The organism is Acinetobacter sp. NBRC 110496, assembly GCF_000876115.1.
Classification (GTDB): domain Bacteria; phylum Pseudomonadota; class Gammaproteobacteria; order Pseudomonadales; family Moraxellaceae; genus Acinetobacter.
In genome coordinates, this window is record NZ_BBTF01000008.1 from 92782 (window position 1) to 111757 (window position 18976).

Annotated in this window: 15 protein-coding genes and 1 pseudogene; 2 read left to right on the plus strand and 14 right to left on the minus strand. The window is 39.4% G+C overall.

Annotated features, from left to right (window positions below; all coding sequences use genetic code 11):
* The first annotated feature begins 26 nt into the window (after positions 1 to 26).
* Complete coding sequence (locus Aba26S_RS06540) at positions 27 to 575, plus strand: NUDIX hydrolase (protein WP_010590103.1); 549 nt, start codon at positions 27 to 29, stop codon at positions 573 to 575.
* A gap of 41 nt (positions 576 to 616) precedes the next feature.
* Here the strand turns inward: Aba26S_RS06540 and Aba26S_RS06545 are convergent, their stop codons facing one another.
* The 6 genes from Aba26S_RS06545 to Aba26S_RS06570 form a co-directional block, all read right to left on the minus strand.
* A complete protein-coding gene (locus Aba26S_RS06545) occupies positions 617 to 2635 on the minus strand; it encodes a hypothetical protein (RefSeq protein WP_043970856.1) in 2019 nt (672 codons plus the stop codon).
* Positions 2636 to 2654: 19 nt separating this feature from the next.
* Entirely contained in the window at positions 2655 to 3896 is a 1242-nt protein-coding gene (filE, locus tag Aba26S_RS06550) for a putative pilus assembly protein FilE (protein ID WP_043970858.1), read from the minus strand.
* Complete coding sequence (locus Aba26S_RS06555; protein WP_010590100.1) at positions 3896 to 5560, minus strand: OmpP1/FadL family transporter; 1665 nt, start codon at positions 5558 to 5560, stop codon at positions 3896 to 3898. The genes filE and Aba26S_RS06555 overlap by 1 nt, the downstream gene beginning before the upstream one ends.
* Positions 5561 to 5575: 15 nt before the next feature.
* Positions 5576 to 6736: a hypothetical protein gene (locus Aba26S_RS06560; RefSeq protein ID WP_043970860.1), complete on the minus strand. Its 1161-nt coding sequence runs from the start codon at positions 6734 to 6736 to the stop codon at positions 5576 to 5578.
* Between the two features lie 46 nt (positions 6737 to 6782).
* Positions 6783 to 7616, minus strand: a complete 834-nt coding sequence (locus Aba26S_RS06565) for a C39 family peptidase (protein WP_005239555.1) — start codon at positions 7614 to 7616, stop codon at positions 6783 to 6785.
* Between the two features lie 409 nt (positions 7617 to 8025).
* Positions 8026 to 8973, minus strand: a complete 948-nt coding sequence (locus Aba26S_RS06570; protein WP_005239556.1) for a DUF6160 family protein — start codon at positions 8971 to 8973, stop codon at positions 8026 to 8028.
* Between the two features lie 528 nt (positions 8974 to 9501).
* Between Aba26S_RS06570 and Aba26S_RS06575 the strand changes: the two genes are divergently transcribed.
* Positions 9502 to 10845 (plus strand): anthranilate synthase component I family protein, encoded by a 1344-nt coding sequence (locus tag Aba26S_RS06575; protein WP_043970862.1) that lies wholly within the window; start codon positions 9502 to 9504, stop codon positions 10843 to 10845.
* 14 nt (positions 10846 to 10859) lie between these two features.
* Here the strand turns inward: Aba26S_RS06575 and hisC are convergent, their stop codons facing one another.
* From hisC to Aba26S_RS06615, 8 genes and pseudogenes are all read right to left on the minus strand, one after another.
* Positions 10860 to 11945, minus strand: a complete 1086-nt coding sequence (gene hisC, locus Aba26S_RS06580; RefSeq protein ID WP_043970864.1) for a histidinol-phosphate transaminase — start codon at positions 11943 to 11945, stop codon at positions 10860 to 10862.
* Between the two features lie 61 nt (positions 11946 to 12006).
* Positions 12007 to 13296 carry a histidinol dehydrogenase gene (gene hisD / locus Aba26S_RS06585; protein ID WP_043970870.1) on the minus strand — a complete coding sequence of 430 codons (1290 nt, stop codon included), beginning with the start codon at positions 13294 to 13296 and terminating at the stop codon, positions 12007 to 12009.
* Positions 13297 to 13435: 139 nt separating this feature from the next.
* Positions 13436 to 14088, minus strand: a pseudogene (locus Aba26S_RS06590) (DUF4272 domain-containing protein).
* 135 nt (positions 14089 to 14223) lie between these two features.
* On the minus strand, positions 14224 to 14913 hold the full coding sequence (hisG, locus tag Aba26S_RS06595; protein WP_005239568.1) for an ATP phosphoribosyltransferase: 690 nt from the start codon (positions 14911 to 14913) through the stop codon (positions 14224 to 14226).
* Positions 14910 to 16169 carry a UDP-N-acetylglucosamine 1-carboxyvinyltransferase gene (gene murA / locus Aba26S_RS06600; RefSeq protein ID WP_005239569.1) on the minus strand — a complete coding sequence of 420 codons (1260 nt, stop codon included), beginning with the start codon at positions 16167 to 16169 and terminating at the stop codon, positions 14910 to 14912. The genes hisG and murA overlap by 4 nt, the downstream gene beginning before the upstream one ends.
* A 6-nt stretch (positions 16170 to 16175) precedes the next feature.
* The gene (gene ibaG / locus Aba26S_RS06605; RefSeq protein WP_005151378.1) at positions 16176 to 16427 is read right to left on the minus strand and encodes a BolA family iron metabolism protein IbaG; all 252 of its coding nucleotides are present in this window, start codon (positions 16425 to 16427) and stop codon (positions 16176 to 16178) included.
* A 135-nt stretch (positions 16428 to 16562) separates the two neighbouring features.
* Positions 16563 to 16904 (minus strand): ribosome hibernation-promoting factor, HPF/YfiA family, encoded by a 342-nt coding sequence (hpf, locus tag Aba26S_RS06610; RefSeq protein ID WP_004655596.1) that lies wholly within the window; start codon positions 16902 to 16904, stop codon positions 16563 to 16565.
* Between the two features lie 169 nt (positions 16905 to 17073).
* Positions 17074 to 18522 (minus strand): RNA polymerase factor sigma-54, encoded by a 1449-nt coding sequence (locus tag Aba26S_RS06615; RefSeq protein WP_043970868.1) that lies wholly within the window; start codon positions 18520 to 18522, stop codon positions 17074 to 17076.
* Positions 18523 to 18976: the final 454 nt, after the last annotated feature.

Below are 18976 nucleotides of genomic sequence, written 5' to 3' on the forward strand. Positions count from 1 at the left end.
AGTCATCTCTACGGCTGATGATAATTATGAGCTTTTGCGTTGTATGTGGACATCAAACTGAAGCAAAAATTCCACTAGGTGATCATAAATCACGACTTGTCTGCACTCATTGTGGCAACATTCACTACGAAAACCCAAAAGTGATTTGCGGCGCATTGGCTCTTTGGGATGACAAAGTTTTACTTTGTCGCCGTGCAATTGAACCTCGCTATGGCCTTTGGACCTTGCCCGCAGGTTATATGGAATTATTTGAAACCATGGAACAAGGTGCCGCCCGTGAAACCCGTGAGGAGGCAGAAGCCGAAGTAGAGATCGAACAATTGTACTGTATGTACAATATCCCGCGTATTGGACAGATCTATGTATTATTTAAGGCTCATTTAAAACAAGGTTTATTTGGTGCAGGTGAAGAAAGCATTGAATGCCGTCTATTCGAAGAGCATGAAATCCCATGGACAGAACTGGCTTTCCCAAGTGTGGAGCAGACGCTTCGACATTATTTTGCTGACCGCAAGACCGGACTCTTTCCACCCCATTTAGAAACACTCGGAACCCGACTTGATCATACGGGTTAAAATAAAAAAGACCGCAGATGCGGTCTTTTTTATTGCCTCAATTAAGACTTAATCTTAATGGCATTACATGCTGGAATTTTTTGATCTGCAATACGGATACTGGCGGTTCCTTGATAACCTTTTGCAAATGCACGTTCTTGAGCTGTTGGTTCAACAAATTTGCTCTTATCTGTTCCCTCTTTATCATAAGCATTGATATAAGATGTCATATATAAAGCAGAATTATTCAGCCAAGACACCGTATTGTTGGAGAAGTTGGTCAAGTTAATTCCTGTGGCCTGACCATTCAATAAATTATGCACATTGATTTTTGCACCACTAATATTATTTTGGCCATTTAAAGAGGTAAAATTCAAACCAAGTAATACCCCATCAATCGCACCAAATCTTGAATTTGCAAAAATCATCCGTACCGTAATCGATTTATCATTGGCTGAATAAAGTGCTCCACCTGTCGTACCTATCCGATACTGTGTTACACCATATTCATCAAGCAAGCTACCATCTGGTTGTGGCTCTGCTTTGGCGCAGTTTCCAGACATATCCGTTGCTGTTGCATCTTTTTTAATGTCAGTACGAATATCACCATGCTCATCAATCACAATACCTAAATCCACTGGTGCAATAGTCGTATCCTGAAATTTAAAGGTCAGCGTTGCATAGAGAGGGAAAGCATAACGTTGTCCAGACCGAACATTAGCTTCTGTGGTAAAGACATCTTTTGGTAAATAGCTGGCTGGGTTGACCTTAAATACATCCGTTACCCCTTTATAATTCACACCTGCAACATTTTGCTGCCACGCGCCTAGATCTTTTGCATTATTAAATGGATCTGTAGATTTAAATTTCATCAACTGTCGGTAGACCGCTTCGGTACTCGCAATATTGGTACCGTTAATCAATTTCCCTTGCGTCATTAACACATCTTCAGCTGCATTACTGTTTAATGTGAAGCGTAACGGCTGATTTGGGTTAATTTCCTGATTAATCAAGTTAAACCATTGATTTTGCGCTTTGATTTGCAGCTTGTCAGGTTTAGTCGTACCAAGCAACACTATCGGTGGAGATACAATATTATTGTTAATCACTGGGCTACCACGCCACTGTTGGCCAGAACCAATGATATATCCCTGACGATCAGTCAATAGCTCAAACCGCCCCATCGAGTGTAATAAATTTGCACCTTTACCATCTTTAGTATTAAGACAGTCTGTATACAGGTCTCTATTACATCCAAACAGCCCATCAGGAAATACACCACTTCCCTCATTAGGAACCTCAACAACCGCTCCATTACTTCCTGCTTTAAAAATAGGTAATTCGGCATACCAAACTCCCATATTACTTAAATTCAGTAATTGAGTAACCACTGCAAATGCTTGTTCATCACTGATTTTACTGACATTCAGCCATGGTTTGAGAATCCCCGCATAAGCACCGTTCTTTAATTCTGTAGCACCAATATCGCCACTTATACTAGAAAGTGTATTTTTCTTTTCAGGCGTGAATTCAATCGGTTGTACGTCACCAATCGTATTAGTATCATCAGCAATACTTTGACTCTGGAAAATTTTCACCAAAGCCATCGCTACTCTTATGGTATCGTCGCTCATACTTAAACTAGCAGGTGTTTGGCCTGTCAGTCCCATCGCAAGATCAACAATCCGAATTCGTGCGGGTACCCCAGCCACTTTTGTTTTAGTGATTTTATCTAATTGAATCGTGCCCAAACTGATTTTTCTTGAGCTTTCTGCTCCCTGTAAATAAAAACTAACGGTATCACCTAATTTACAAGCCCCAGTAACGATGTTGCTATCCAGTTTCGTCGCAAAATGATTGACTTTATCACTGCTACAATCAAAATTTAGACCTGCTACTGGGTAATCCAATACAAATTGCAAGCAGTCTGTTGCACTAATACTGCAACTGGTATTTGAGGTAACGCCTATCGTGCCTTTTGTTGGATCTTCATTAATTTTCGTACTTTCGCTACCGCATCCATGTAAAAAAATAGCCAATGCTGAAAAAGCAAATGGTAATAATATCTTTTTGTTCATCATTGATTAATCCTATCCATGCTTACTGTAAAACAGAAATTTTTAACTGTCCTTGATTTGAGAGTTCAGGCTCAGAGACATCAACTGCAGATGCTAACGGTGTCATCATCATGTAATGAGCACCCTGAGGTACTTTTATCACACCTTGAATCGCAGAATGTTGTAATACCGTCGCAACCGTTTTCGTACTCTTAAATCCACTTACGCCTTCTTCAATACAGCCTTTTTCGTCCAAAAATACAACGAGTGGCCAATAATAGACTGGTTTTTCACTGTTTGAAGAATATGAGTCTATCTGCATATATTGAATAGCGGGGTCGATTTTGACCAACTCATATTCAAATTTTTCTTTCAGTGGTTTACGTGGCCAAAGCCCTACATCTTTATTCGGCTTAAGTGTTTTAATCGATTTTTTATAGCCATCAATAAAACAGCGGTCATTCTCAAATGCAGATTTTAAATCTTCACTGGATAAACGCACATAAGTTCCTGCCAATGCAATTGGTGCTGTTGATTGTTGTGAACGATTGAGCAATTTATCCAAGACCGAACGACTCACGCCTTTCTTCCTTTCAATGGTTTCCAAACGGCCAGTACCATCAGGCATGGTATAGAAACGCTTTTTACCATCTAAATTAAACTCTTGGTTTTCTAAATATTCACTATTGACATACTTAACACCATCTACCTGACTAAATCCAGTAGATGAAAGTACCTCATTAGAAGCGCTATGAGTCAAAGCAGCTTTTTCTATAATCGCTGATTTTTTGTCGATTATTGGCTTTTCTATCGTCAAAGTATTTGAAGATGTCTGGGTGGCTTTTGATTTTTCGACAGTTTTCGAAACAACTTTTTCTGAATCCTTGTTGATCACTTTAGCTGGAAGGCTTGATTCTATTTTAGGCTCAGCTATTGTGATCACTGGCTCCGTAACGTCAATCTTTTTAGTTATCTTGGATGGATTCTGTCCTAGATCAGATGACTGAGAAGATTCAATTTTCTTCTGTTGAACCGGTTCAACGGCAGGCTTTACTGTATTTGAATGATCGATAACTGACGCTGGGGCTTTTTCAGTACGAAGTTCCTGCTTCTGCTTATTTGGCTCTAATTCTTTTTTCCCAATTTTCATCGGCACTACCATTGGACGACCATCGGGTCCAATAATCGTATAGAAGCCATCTGCATAAACGCCTGAGACACTTGCCATCATTAAGCAAAATAATGAAATTGCAAGTGTCTGATGTTGAGTACTTTTCTTTTTCATTACCATCTTGTTCTGTAATTAATCCCAAGTAAAGTGACTTTGGTATTTGTTTTCACATTTAAGCCCGCATACGGGTTTAGCAAGAGATTATCTACCCCTGTTTTATTGGATAAACTACTGGTATTTGCCGGAATATCATCACGACTACGCAAGAAACCAATTGATAAATCCAAGTCAGTATCTTGATCGAAACGATAACCGACACCTAAACCAAACAATTGCGCATTGTTAATTGGCACCATCGTATTTCGCTTATCATCTGGAATAGAGCTCGTACGTGGCTCATAGCCCATCCGTAATTTCAGACGGTCTGTTGCCGAGTACTCAAACCCAATTCCCCAACGCCAAGAAGATTGGAATTTTAATGGCAAGGACAATGAACGATCTGTCACATCGGCAGAAAGTAATTTGGCAACTTTTAATAAGGAAATCTGCCGATCAAATTCAAATTTGAATTTATCCCAAGCCGAGAAGTCAGTCCAACCCAAATCAAAGTTCATTTGTAAGTCAGGTAATATTTTATATTTGATCCCTGCTTTGAAATGCTGTGGATACTTAAAATCCATTGCTAATAAGCCAGACTCAACAGCAGGTGCATAACCAGGAAAACCTAAAATTGCAGCGAGAATTTGTCCTGTTGCAGATGAGTTGAGACCTGCAATTAACTCTCGTGGCGCATTCGCGACATTGATGAGATATTTGCCATGCAGACGCATTTTAGCTTCACTTTGATAAACCATACCAAAACTAAAATCATCCGTTGGTTCCCACAGTAAACCCAAGTTATAACTTGGACTTAGAGACTGCTCTAAAGAGACATCTAAAGCACCAACTTTATTGAATGGGTTCATTCCCTCCTTCGCATTACACATACCGAACAGTAAAAGATCGGTAATAATGTCCCCGTTTTGTTTAAATGGCCCACAAACGACTTCATCAACCATACGAAGAACGCCAATTAATTCATTAGGGAAACGTAAATCTGTTTTCAGCGCAATAGCTTGGTAAGACATCCCGAAAGATGCGCCTAGATATAGATTATCATTCACCTGATAACCAAAAGATGGTGATAAATAAGTAATCCGTTCTAATGCAACCTGTTGTCCCATATAGTTACTCGGGTTACCATCTTCTGCTCCGAATCCAGCGACAAGCGGGGCATATACAGCTGTCGCATACGTCACTTTTGAGCCTGGCGGCTTATAAGAAATACCAGCGGTTGGAGCAACCAAAGGAGAGTTAGGACCTAAATCAACAATTTTCTTTAGAATAGGCACATAAATACTGGCATATTCGACATCACCACTTACAGTACCTTTAAAATTGGTACAAATATTTGAATCAACTTCAGGTCCGTCATTACAAACAAGTGGATCATCAGAATAACCAAAAACGTTATAACCTGCTGGCGCTGAATAATCCCGCTTAATTGCAAAATTAGCGAGAATCCCTTGTACATCTGTTTGTAGTCCATCCAGCTTGGCAAGTGCTGCTGGGTTAAAGTGAACAGCACTAATACCAGGTGGGTCAGCAGTTACGGCATTCCCCAATGCCAAAGAACGTAAATCTACGGATAAATCTTGTCCAAGTTGTGCATGTGTCGCACTTGATAGTCCCGCAAAAAAAATTGCTATCGTTAATGGACATAATCTAAGGCTTTTCACCATTATTATATCTCCTTAACGGACTTTTTTACCAAAACCGATAATATCAAGCGGGAAAGACAAGCCCAGTGATACATCTGGTGCATCTTCAGTTAAACCAATACCAACCGTACCATTGACAATAGTTTCAGGTGAAACACGTACCCCCAAAGCAAATGACAACATGGCACTACTTTGGTCTGCTGATTTATAGCTTTCTCCCTCACTGAAATAGAACTTTGCACCAGTATTAAAGCTTTGTTGATATGACATAGTTAAAGACACGTCATAGTTAAAGGAGTATGCAAATCCGAAAGAAAATCCACCACTAAGCCCAGGATCAAAACTTTCGAGAATACGAGGACTACCAGTATTTATGTTAGCACCGCGCTGTTGATTTAAACCAGACTCTTTAAAACCATAACTTGTTGAAACTGAAGCAAATAATACAACTGGGTCAATATATTTACGTGTACTTGCCCCAGCACCAACTGAGTAATATCCCTTACCTGTAGATAGTTCATCCATTCCAACATCGTAAGGACTATCCCCCGTTTTGGTCGAAAGGCTACCAAATAAGACCAATGGCAAGCGGCCTTGCTTTAATGGAAATGGTTCCCAACGCGCACCAAAATTAATATCCCCAAGACCTGCGGTTGTCTGATCTTTTAATAAGTCTTTTTTTGCAACAAAAGGCAATGATGCAGATAAAGTAACATTGTCTAATAAACCATATTGAACCGTAAAGGTATTGGTCAAGGTATGGTTGGCATCTTCTTCTACCCGTAATCTTGATAATGAACTATTACTATCATTCATTGCCAGATCAAGGCGGCTATCGCGATAATAGGTATAATCCAAGTCATAATAAGATGAAAAAACACCTTTTTTAATTAACGAGTACTGACGTTCATTTGAGGTAAAGACTTCTTGTAAATTTGTTTCTTGGGTTGCATCACTTTCTTTTTTCTGTAATGCATTCGCTGCCTGATCTGCTTGACTATTCCCCGTAACAGCAGCCGTTGCCCCCACTTGAGCTGTTGAGTTTTCAGCAGCAGTATTTTTAGCCTCTGTTGCTGATTCAGACTGCTCAACTTGAGCATCCACAGAGGGCTGTTGCTCTGCTGCATAAAGTGTTGATGTGATTGCACTTAAACTTAAGGCCAACACACTCATATTCATCCATGTACCATTCATTTTACTTTTACATCCTATTACATTAATTTTACTGATTTTTCTAAACTTACTTCCGCTTGTAATATAAGCGCATATAGGTGGTTATCGGCTGATTATAAGTTGCAGATTTTGGATCAGAATCCAACACTCGACGCATGGTTGAAGCTTTATCCGCAATTCGTTCAAATTTCTGTGTAGGAAATTGAATCTCAGCAAGTGCATATCGGTTTACTGTGGCATCCTCAACATGACGCATATCCGCATCTTGTAAAGCCAATAAACTCTTTTGGTATTGCTGAGGAATATCTACAATAAATAAAGTATTGTTATCCCATATTTCTTTAAATCGAGTTTCATCAAAGCTGATATTGCCTAAGGCAGGATCAGCCACATAAACCCTTCCATCTTTATATGCTTTATATACTACAAAATGTTTAAATCCAGCATAAGTAATAGGAACAATCGCTGGCTGTTTTAATGAAATAAGATCAGAAAACTCCCCCCGATATCCACCACTATTAATTCCTAAAGCTGAGACAAAACGTTTCATATCTAACAAGGAGAAACTACGGCGCTCAATAATTCGTTGATATTCCCCATATTGCAGCAGACCACTCATGGTTTGTTGTTCAGTCAGTCGCAAACCACCATAGCCATTTAATAAGGTCGTCAATGCAGCAGATCCACAGCTATAATCATAGGCTTGGCGTACAATCCCACGAAATTGCTCTTCTATTGCTGGTTTAATGACAACCGATTCACGGTGATTACGAGTGAAAGAAGGATAACGAGAGTCCAAGGTTTCTGTGTAATACACAGTCCCCTCTGGTTTTTTTTCTATTTCAAAGGCTTGCGTTGTAAAGTAATACATCAATGCCGAGCCTAAAGCGATCTCTAACATAAGTCTCTTTTTCTAACAATGGCAACACTTGCCTTATTCATTTTATTTTCAGTGTCTACTGACACTACATCCCTGCAAATTGAAGATACCTTTTTTTCTAAAAAAATACATCTTTTTTTTGGTTTTTTTTGACGAAATGTTATTTTTTTTATAATTAGCTCTACGATTAAACAGTTTAACGTTTCAAGCAAACAATTCTATAACAAAGAATTCTTTTCTTCTCTCTTTTTAAACACGAGATAAGCATGATATTCTCAGGCAAAAATGATTGAACTATAGGCATAAAATAACAACTGTGGCAGTTAGGTCGATACAGTCTTTATTGGATATATTTTCCTGTATTTTTGAAAAAAACTAAGGTATTAAAAACAAAAAAAGCGCAAAAGCGCTTTTTTTGTTTGAGAACTGATTAGTGACCAGAAATCGTAATTGCTGCACCGTTACCACCAGAATATGTAGTTTTCAAACCTTGAATTTCTACATCACCAATTGAACCTGCATTAGCACTACCTAAATGAACACCTTTGATATAAATATCTGAGCCATTTGCTGGAGATTGGCTAACGATTCTTAAGTATCCGTCTTTAGCACCAGCAGTACTTTCACCAACAACACTAACATTCGCTTTAACAGTCATGTCAGTACCACCATTATCAGCAACCTTAATGCTGTCTAAGTGGATTTCACCAGCAAGTGTACTTGCAACACCAGATAAAGTAGTTTGACCAATTGTTGATTTATCTTTGATACCGAGGTTAGTAATTTCCAAACCGCCAGTCATGGTCGTATTCAACATGATCATTGCACCTTGAGGAGCAGCACCTAACTGAATATTTGCATCCATCGTACCGGTTTTTAAAGTCAAACCAGATAAGATTTCATTTGCCGTACCAGTCGTACCACGTTGAATATTAGTTGTACCTGCTGTGCCTGAAGCCGCCACTTCAATTTTACCAACATTGATATTCAAACCAGATACTTTCGCTGCCACATTAAGGAACGCACCACCTGTTGCTGTAGTGCCCGCATCTGTATCAATTTTTAAATCAGCCAAATTATGAGAAGGCAATAATGCATCCATATTTGGTGTAATTGCCACGTTGTTTACAACAATCGCACCCGCTGTACCTGTACCACCAGAACCAATAGTACCTGCTGCTGCACCGTTGTTCGCATAACCATCATTATCATGAATTAATAATTTATCGATCGTTACAGATGTAACACCTAGACCAATGTTAATACCATCTTGACCAGTTGCAGCGCTTAGTGCAGCATCATCCATTGACTGCATAGCCATTGCATTTGCGCTAATCGCCATTGAAGAAACTAAAGCTAGTTTAGCAAACATTTTCATTGAGCACTCTCCCAAGAGCATTTATTTTTTGACTTACACTACTCTAAACTGTCCACGGTCGTTTTATTATTAAATGACAACTAGAACTTCCAATCCTTGAGTAGTTCGCTTAGCAATTACTAAATTACCCGTTTGTTATTTTATGTTCAACTCCTGTTAATTGCTTTTTAACTACTACCCGATAAACGGCATATAAAACGCTCAATTCGGCAATTTTCTTTTTTTAATCTATAAGCACATGTATAAATTGATAATTTATACATGATCCACATTAACAACAAACATGATGTGTCTTATAACTTCAGTCATCCAGTTCTGATCTTGAGCACAAAACTGTTAACAAAATGGGTTACTACGCTCGGGTTCAATCCACAGCCCATCAACTTTAATCCAAGTATAAATACAATACCCTAACTCTATTGAAACACCATTCACTTTGCACCGAATGACTTGATAAAAGCCAGTCACATTTTTTTGAATGTAGTACAATTCTTCTTTCCAAATGTATATGCAAGTATTTCCGTTTTTATGTCTTATTTTCAACAAAAGCTTAACACGCAACTCACTTCTGCATTTGATCTTCTGTCCCGACTATATGATTTAACCGGATTGGTTTACTTACATGACCAAAATATGCCTGTTATTGCATTTTTACCCAAAGAGTTTTTAGTTTTTCAGCACGCTAGGCTTCAACAATTTCAACAAACACAGATCAATCAATATCAAACCACCTCAATAACTACGTCCCTTTCAGAATTTTCTAAATTTCACCACACCTCATCTTCTGGGAATACTTCTGGATTTCAGGGTGGCTATATTGGTTTCTTTAGTTATGACTATAGCGCAGACCAGTTTGTCAACATTGATATGCATTCACAGCCAAGTTTTTTCTTAGGTCAATATTCTAGCTTTCTAAAATACGAAAATGAGGCTTGGTATTTTTACAGTGATGAAAATCAGGCTAAAAGCATCTACCAATACCTTATTAATTTGATAAACACCTCCAAACAACTGCCCCTGCTTTCTTTAAATAAACTATGTCAGCCGCGCTGGACCAAACAACAATATCGCAGTGCATTTGATCAAGTTCAAGAGTACATTAAGGCAGGAGATTGCTATCAAATTAACTTAACCCAAGAGTTTGTCGCTCAGACACAAGGCTCACTTTTAAGCCGTGCACAAGATTTATGGGATCTGACCCATGCACCTTATGAAGGTTATCTCAAAATAAATGATTTCGAATTACTCAGCTGCTCGCCTGAACTGTTTATTGAGTTTCAAACGAATCGAAAAATAAAAACACGCCCAATTAAGGGAACCATGCCCCGTTTTGCTGATCCTGAGCAAGACAAAATCTCCAAAGATAAACTCAGCCATTCTAAAAAAGACCAAGCTGAAAATGTCATGATTGTAGATCTTCTACGTAATGATTTGAGTGTCTATGCAGAAACAGGATCGGTCAATACCACCAAACTCTTTGAAATTGAGAGTTTTAATCAAGTCCATCACATGGTCAGTGAAATTACCGCGACTTTAAAACCCGAGATTAACCCGATGCAAATGTTGTTATCGGCACTTCCGGGTGGCTCGATTACAGGTGCACCCAAAATCCGGGCGATGCAGATTATCGAAGAACTTGAAGGCGCACCACGTGGTGCCTATTGTGGTAGTTTGGGTTATTTTAATTTTGATGGAACGGGTTGTTGGAATATTTTGATTCGCAGTATTCAGCAATACCAAAATCAATTATCGATGTGGGCTGGTGGTGGGATTACCATCGCCTCTGATGCAGAAGCCGAATATCAAGAATGCTTTGATAAAATTTCTGCCATGCTTGATTTACTCAATACATGGCAGAGTTCTGAACAATAAGGCTCAATACAGATTTACAGAATTTTTGTTTTCAGTGTATCCACCAAACGTTGGTTTTGTTCATCGGTGCCAATCGTAATACGTAAGAATTGATTGATGCGTGGTTTGTTGAAGTAACGAACAATTATGCCCTGTTCACGCAGTTGTTGGGCAAGTTGTGCCGCATCATGTTGTGGATGCGTCGCAAAGATAAAATTGGCTTTGGATGGCAAAACCTTGAAGCCTAAATCTGCAAGACTACTTACCAATTGTTCTCGACTCGCAATTACTTTTTGACATTGCGCTTCAAAATAAGCTTGGTCCTCAAATGATGCGACAGCTGCTGCAATCGCGAAACGATCCATTGGGTAAGAGTTAAAACTATTCTTCACTGCTTCAAGTGCAGCAATCAAATGTGCTTGCGCAATCGCAAAACCAACCCGTAAACCAGCCAATGAACGAGATTTCGATGTCGTTTGACAAACCACCAAGTTTTCGTATCGATTGACCAATTGTACTGCTGATTCTGCACCAAAATCGACGTAGGCTTCATCAATCACTACCACGCGATCAGGATTAGCTTTAAGCACCTGCTCAATCTGCGCTAATCCTAATGCAATACTGGTTGGCGCATTCGGATTAGTAATGATGATCCCACCATTTTCCTGTGCATAATCCGATACATCAATTTCGAACTTGTCATTCAATGGAATCTGCTTGGTTTGCATTGCAAAAAACTGGCTATAAACAGGATAAAAACTATAAGTAATATCTGGATAAAGAATCGGCTCTTTTTGAATAAAAAAGGCTTTAAAAATATGTGCCAACACCTCATCAGAACCATTGCCCACAAAGACTTGGCTGATATCCACCTGTTGCTGTGCTGCGATCGCCTGCTTGAGTGCCGTTGCATCAGGATCTGGATAAAGACGTAGCGCATCTGCTTGATGAGCCAAAACCGCTTCAACCGCTGCCACAACTTTTGGCGATGGTGGATATGGATTTTCGTTGGTATTCAGTTTGAGCAAGTTCTGAATTTTAGGTTGCTCACCCGGCACATAAGGCTCTAATTCACGAACTTCCGGACTCCAAAAACGCATTTGTTCTGTTGTAAACGTCATTGTTCTACTCTCATGTATCCTAAAAAAGGGGCTAACCAGCCCCTATCAATCTTTGAATCAGTTATTGGTAACGATAACGGGCTGAACGTGCATGAGCATCAAGATTTTCTTGTACCGCAAGAACATCCGCTGCCTTTGCCAAGCTCTTCACGCCCTCTTCAGAGCACATAATCAGGCTTGAACGCTTCTGGAAATCATAAACACCGAGCGGTGAAGAAAAACGTGCAGTACCCGATGTCGGCAAGACATGGTTTGGACCTGCACAATAGTCCCCAATCGCTTCTGGTGAATAACGTCCCATGAAGATTGCACCCGCATGACGAATCGCTTGGCTCATTAATTCAGCTTCATCAAGGCAAAGTTCCAGATGTTCTGGAGCCACTTGGTTAATCAGCTCAATTGCTTCTGCACGATCTTTGACCAATACCAAGGCACCACGATTTTGAATCGACGTTTTGGCAATTTCTGCTTTTGGCAATTCACTTAAATGCTTTTCAATTGCAGCTTCAACTGCATTTAACAGCGTTTCATCTGGGGTAATGAAAATGGCTTGCGCAACGGTGTCATGCTCTGCTTGAGACAAGACATCCATGGCTAACCATTCAGCATTATTTTCACCTTCGGCATAGACTAAAATTTCCGAAGGCCCTGCAATCATATCAATCCCGACCTGTCCAAAAACAGAACGCTTCGCAGCTGCTACAAAGCGGTTCCCTGGTCCTGTGATTTTATCGACCGCAGGAATGGTTTCTGTTCCATAAGCCAATGCTGCAACGGCTTGTGCTCCACCAATAGTAAATACACGGCTTACCCCTGCCAAATAGGCAGCAGCTAACACCAATGGATTCAATTCACCATTCGGGGCTGGAACCACCATAATGATTTCAGGAACACCCGCTACATGTGCTGGCAAAGCATTCATTAACACCGATGACGGATATGACGCTAAGCCACCAGGCACATAAATCCCCACGCGATCAAGCGGTGTAACTTTCTGACCTAAGGTATTACCGAGTTCATCCACATATGTCCAGCCCTCTTGCTTTTGTGCTTGGTGGAAAGATCGAATGCGTTTTGCAGCTAATTCCAAAGCTTCACGAATTTCAGTGCTTAAGCCTTCAAATGCAGTTTTCAGTTGGGCTTGGGTCAGTTCTAAATCAGAGAATTGATGCGCTGGATGTCGATCGAACTGCTGCGTTAATTTAAGTACATGTTTATCACCATGCTGACGAACATCAGCAATGATCTGGTCCACAGTTTGTACTAATTGAGGATCATTCACAGTTTCAAATGCTAAGAGTTCAGCAAAAATCTGTTTAAAGTTCTGATCCTGAGTCGATAAACGTCGCATCAATTTACCCACAAGGCGAATAAGAGAGCGCTAAGTTTACTCTTTTTCATCCAATTTGTGGACAAGATAACACCAGCATTTCTAACTGCTTTAATAGGAAAAATCATTTTTAGGCTGAAATATTTTAATTTTTATGTATTTAATCAGGATGATCCCAGTCTCCATCGCGTTGTATCAGCCAATTTAAAGCGCCATGGCGCTCGACAACAACCGAAGCATTTAAATTTTCAGGCGCGTTCTGTTGTTTTAAGCGGGCATCTACACATGCACAATCATAGCGATAGATCAGATCCGCCTGATCTAAAATTTCATCGATACTTCTTAATTCAATTTGCTGCATAAACTCATCAAATGAGCCACACACAGAGACCACTTGCACTGCAAAATCACAATCGGCAATTGTATCTGGATAATGTAGTTCTTTAACAATGCCTAATGCCCAAAGTAACACCCAGTAAGCCTCATATTTCCAAATCATGTTCACAATCTCTTGTTGAGAAGCCTCTTGATTTAAAATATTCCGTTCTTTAGAGGTAAGTTGATCAAATACTTCAAATTTATGTAGTAAATCAACGATAAAGTTTTTAGCTTCCTCATCAAATTGCTGATGATTTAAATCACACGCAATCTGAATCATGATCAGACATGCAATCGCCCGTTTAGCAATAGTTTCAGCGGAACGAGTGATCACTTCATCAACCGATTCAATATGCGGCGACCATTCGATGCAAGGAATAGATTGTGCTTGTAGTTTAAAATAGATTCTTGTTTAGGTTGTAAGGGATTTTTCATGGTTATTACTCGTCTCCAAACCATCAACCCTTCCAATATAAACCCAAATCTTAAAGGCTGGTATTTCCACCTCTCCATAAACTCAAGCGATAAAAAAACCGCTCAGAAGAACGGTTTTTTAATCATCATACAAAATCATGCTGAACGTGATTTCACAGCCTCTTCAAGCTGAGTTAAAATCGGATTTAACACGGCTTGCTTACGCTTAAAGCTGGCTTTATTCACAATCAGGCGTGAAGAAACTTTGCAAATTTCTTCTAATGGCTCTAAACCATTGGCACGTAAAGTATTACCTGTATCGACCACATCGACAATGTAATCACCTAACCCAACCAAAGGGGCAAGCTCCATTGAACCATAAAGCTTAATCACATCCACTTGCTCGCCTAAGCTTGCATAGTATTGGCGCGTTAGATTCACGTACTTGGTTGCAATTTTTAAACGACCTTTCGGACGCTCCATTCCAACTTTACCCGCTGTCATCAACTTACAATTGGCAATTTTTAGGTCAAGCAATTCATAAACATGTTGTGCGCCATGTTCCATCAACACATCTTTACCTGCCACACCAAAATCTGCTGCACCATTTTCGACGTAAGTCGGCACATCAGAAGCACGTAAAATCAAGATACGTACTTTCTTATGTGTGGTCGGAAAAATTAATTTACGTGATTTATCAGGATCTTCCAGTAGGTTGATACCTGCATTTTCAAGTAAGGGTAATGTTTCCTTTAAGATACGACCTTTACTGAGTGCTAAAGTTAAACCATGATCAAAATTGCCCATTACGTCAAAATTTGGATCATCGTTTCTTAAGTCATTCATCCTTTTACTCGCTTAATCTGAGCACCTAAACTTTGCAATTTTTCTTCAATCTGTTCATAGCCACGGTCAATATGGTAGATACGATCAACCAGAGTTTCACCTTCTGCTACTAATGCCGCGAGAACCAATGAGAATGATGCACGTAAATCAGTGGCCATCACAGGTGCTGCCTGAAGCTTTTCAACGCCAGTTACGACCGCATCATGACCTTCCACTTGAATATTTGCACCCATACGTGAAAGTTCTGGGACATGCATAAAACGATTTTCAAAGATTGTTTCTGAAATTGTTGCAAAACCACGACCAATCGCATTGACTGCCATGATTTGCGCTTGCATATCAGTTGGAAATTCAGGATGTGGCAATGTTCTAAAGCTCACTGCTTTTGGACGCTTACCTTGCATATCCAATTCAATCCAGTCATCCCCACGGGTCACTTCTGCACCCATTTCTTCAAACTTATCCAAGACTGCTTCTAGCAATGCTGGGTCCGTATGCGTGGTCTTCACTCGTCCACCAGTAATAGCAGCGGCAGCTAAATATGAACCTGTTTCAATACGATCGGCAACCACCGCATATTCACAGCCATGTAAGCTTTCAACACCAGTAACAACCAGAGTATCCGTATCAATCCCTTCAATCTTGGCACCCATTTTAATCAACATTTGCGCAAGATCGGTGATCTCTGGTTCACGTGCTGCATTACGAATCGTGGTTACACCATCCGCTAGTGCCGCAGCCATCAGGATGTTTTCAGTACCGCCAACAGTGACCATATCAAAAACAACTTCGCCACCCTTTAAACGACCATCTACTGAAGCATGCACATAACCATTTTCAACTTCAATCTGTGCACCCAAAGCTTCTAATGCTTTTAAGTGTTGATCCACCGGACGTGAGCCAATCGCACAACCACCTGGCAATGAAACTTTGGCATTACCATAACGCGCCAATAATGGACCAAGCACCAAAATAGATGCACGCATGGTCTTCACCAGTTCATAAGGCGCAAACTGATTATCTAAGGTAGAAACATCAGCACAAACCGTTTCACCTTCATAACTTATCGTCACACCAAGACCAGCAATCAATTTCACTAATGTGTTTACATCTTTTAGATTTGGAACATTGGTCAGCGTAATCGGAGAGTCAGCCAAAATCATTGCTGCAAGTAAAGGTAGAGCTGCATTTTTTGCACCAGAAATGCGTACTTCACCCTCGAGCTTAACACCGCCCGTAATTAAAAACTTATCCATTAATATTTAAGCTCCGAAAAGGCTTGCTTTACGCCATTCGTCTTTTGTCATTGCACGAATGGTAACAGCGTGAACTGCGCCACTCGCGATATAAGAATTTAGAGGTGCATAAACCGCTTGTTGACGAGCAACGGTACGTTTACCTTCAAACTGATCATCAACAATACGAAGGTCAAATTTTCCAGCTTGTCCGCTCACTGCTACTTCTGCTTCAGGGAAAGCTTCTTTTAAAATTTGCGTGAGCTGCTCACTATTCATTTCAAGACCTCTTATACAACCATTGGTGTAAAACGAGTTATTTTACTATAACTCTTTCACATAATTCAGTAAGCAGTTTCTTTTTTTATCAATAAAAAAAGAGGCTCGATTAAAAGCCTCTTTAAAAATGAAAAATTAACTCAAAAGTGCCAGTTCATGCTGATAAGAACATTGAATTTTTCGATGTTTTGCAAGCTGACGTTTTAATTTATCTGTCAATTTTCTAATCGAAGTATACATATCATCGGCTGTCGCCTGTGCAAACAGTTCTACCCCCGGCAAACGAATAATTGCTTCTGCAATATGGTTTGCACTTCCCTTGTGTGAACGTTTATCAATTTGATGATCTTTAGCCAGTTTGATTTGCATGCTATTGACCTGATCAAGATGCTTGGTCATTTGACTAAACTTTTCTTTTATATTTTCTTCAATAGCTGGTGTAATAGTTAAGTGGTGTCCACGAATCGTTATTTGCATAATTCTATCCCTCACCTTTTTTCTCAGGATACAAGATAATCGCTCAAGCAAATTTAATGCATATCAGTGGTTTAACATCCATTAAATCATTTCAGCGATTCCTCTAGTGACTATAAAAAAATTCATTATTCCGTAATAATGAACCAATAGAATAGTCACACCTTAAAATTTAGATCAAGACTTTTCTTTCAGATGATGAAGGAATATGTAACGATTCACGATATTTCGCCACAGTGCGTCGAGCCACCTCAATGCCTTCATTCTTCAGCATTTCTGCAATTGCATTATCTGACAAAGGCTTACGTGGATTTTCATTGGAAACCAGTTTCTTGATCATGGCGCGGATCGCAGTCGATGAAGCTTCACCACCGGTTGTCGTTCCAACATGACTTGAAAAGAAATATTTCAATTCAAACAAACCACGTGGCGTCAGCATATATTTATTGGTCGTTACTCGTGAGACAGTCGACTCGTGTAACTCAACTTCTTCTGCTACATCACGAAGCACCAAAGGCTTCATCGCTTCAGGTCCCTGCTCTAAAAAAGCACGCTGATGCTCAACAATACAGGTTGCCACTTTTAACAATGTTTTATGGCGTTCATCAATACTCTTGATAAAGTTCTTTGCTTCCAGCATTTGATTGCGCAAATACACGTTATCATCGCTTTGATCTGCACGACGGATCATTCCAGAATAAAACGAATTAATCCGCAATTTAGGCAGAATATCTGGATTGAGTTGAACCTGCCAATGCAAGTCTTTCTTTGAAACAACAACATCAGGAACCTGATACTCAGAATCTTGCTGATTAAACTCTAGACCAGGATATGGCTTTAATGTTTTAAGTAAATCAACTGCACTTTTCAATTGCTCTTTAGATAAACCCGTTTGTTTTAATAACTTATTCAGGTCATTTGAAATCAATAACTCATAATATTTCAATAAATTCTTAGCTTCTGCCAAATAAGGAACTTTCTCATGCACTGTTTCAAGTTGAATTTTCAGGCATTCAGCTAAGCTTCTTGATCCAACACCAATCGGATCTAAACGTTGAATATGCTTTAAAACGACAATAATTTCATCTTCTTCAACCTCTTCGTCGCTCTCCATTTCTTGTAAGAGCCGAGACACAGCCAGCAGAATATCCTCTAATTCTGCATCCAAAAATCCTTTATCATCCAAGGAATCGACAATGCAATATGCAATCAATTTATCAACTGTCGAAAAATGCAAGAGATTGACTTGATCTAGGATATGCTCTTTCAGACTCATTTGTGCTTGGCGATTGTCTTCTCTTTCTTCATATTCTGGTGAGGCCAAAGCAGTTGATTGATGAGTATAAATATCATCCCATTCAGTATCTACGGGTAAATCATTCGGAAGATGATCGGCATTAAGTTCTGTCGTTAAGTCCCCAGTTTCTTTTGTTTCTAGTGAGGAAAGACTTTCTGTTGTGCCCATGTCTTCTATTTTTTCTAGCAATGGGTTACTGTCTAATTGGATTTGAATTTCTTGTTCAAGTTCCAAACTTGAAAGCTGTAAAAGACGTATGGCCTGTTGCAATTGAGGAGTCAACGATAAACTGTTCGCAACTTTCAATCCAACAGATAATTTCATAGTCTTTCCTTTTATTTAAATAAGCAAAAAACATGCCTATAAAATTATTTATAACATAAAGCAATGTTTACGCATACAAGGAAAAAGCCTTTCATCTGACTTATCTGTTCAAAAAACTAGCAAAAGTACAAATATTTATTGTAATGGAGCGCTTAGCCCTCATTTAGCAAACATGCGAACAACATAGAATTATTTTAGATTTTGCTGCTTAAGGCATTCGATCATTTCATCTAATTAGCTCACCTTCAGGATCATCCAATATCCATTCGCGAATAATTCTAGATGTTTGATCTTGCTTTTCTATATTTTTCAAAGCTATTCAATATTAGAAGCACAAATAGATAGAAGCAATAGCAGATAACAGTATCTAAAAAATCACGCTAACCCATTATCAATTATTCGACATATTACTAGGACAATAACATAACTCTTATGCAAGGATGTTAGCTTAAGA

Bases quoted from the DNA above. Each gene is read 5' to 3' on its own strand.
- Aba26S_RS06540 (WP_010590103.1), top strand. From the start codon at position 27: ATGAGCTTTTGCGTTGTATGTGGACATCAAACTGAAGCAAAAATTCCA.
- Aba26S_RS06545 (WP_043970856.1), bottom strand. From the start codon at position 2,635: ATGATGAACAAAAAGATATTATTACCATTTGCTTTTTCAGCATTGGCT.
- filE (WP_043970858.1), bottom strand. From the start codon at position 3,896: ATGAAAAAGAAAAGTACTCAACATCAGACACTTGCAATTTCATTATTT.
- Aba26S_RS06560 (WP_043970860.1), bottom strand. From the start codon at position 6,736: ATGAATGGTACATGGATGAATATGAGTGTGTTGGCCTTAAGTTTAAGT.
- Aba26S_RS06565 (WP_005239555.1), bottom strand. From the start codon at position 7,616: ATGTTAGAGATCGCTTTAGGCTCGGCATTGATGTATTACTTTACAACG.
- Aba26S_RS06570 (WP_005239556.1), bottom strand. From the start codon at position 8,973: ATGAAAATGTTTGCTAAACTAGCTTTAGTTTCTTCAATGGCGATTAGC.
- Aba26S_RS06575 (WP_043970862.1), top strand. From the start codon at position 9,502: ATGTCTTATTTTCAACAAAAGCTTAACACGCAACTCACTTCTGCATTT.
- hisC (WP_043970864.1), bottom strand. From the start codon at position 11,945: ATGACGTTTACAACAGAACAAATGCGTTTTTGGAGTCCGGAAGTTCGT.
- hisD (WP_043970870.1), bottom strand. From the start codon at position 13,296: ATGCGACGTTTATCGACTCAGGATCAGAACTTTAAACAGATTTTTGCT.
- hisG (WP_005239568.1), bottom strand. From the start codon at position 14,913: ATGAATGACTTAAGAAACGATGATCCAAATTTTGACGTAATGGGCAAT.
- murA (WP_005239569.1), bottom strand. From the start codon at position 16,169: ATGGATAAGTTTTTAATTACGGGCGGTGTTAAGCTCGAGGGTGAAGTA.
- ibaG (WP_005151378.1), bottom strand. From the start codon at position 16,427: ATGAATAGTGAGCAGCTCACGCAAATTTTAAAAGAAGCTTTCCCTGAA.
- hpf (WP_004655596.1), bottom strand. From the start codon at position 16,904: ATGCAAATAACGATTCGTGGACACCACTTAACTATTACACCAGCTATT.
- Aba26S_RS06615 (WP_043970868.1), bottom strand. From the start codon at position 18,522: ATGAAATTATCTGTTGGATTGAAAGTTGCGAACAGTTTATCGTTGACT.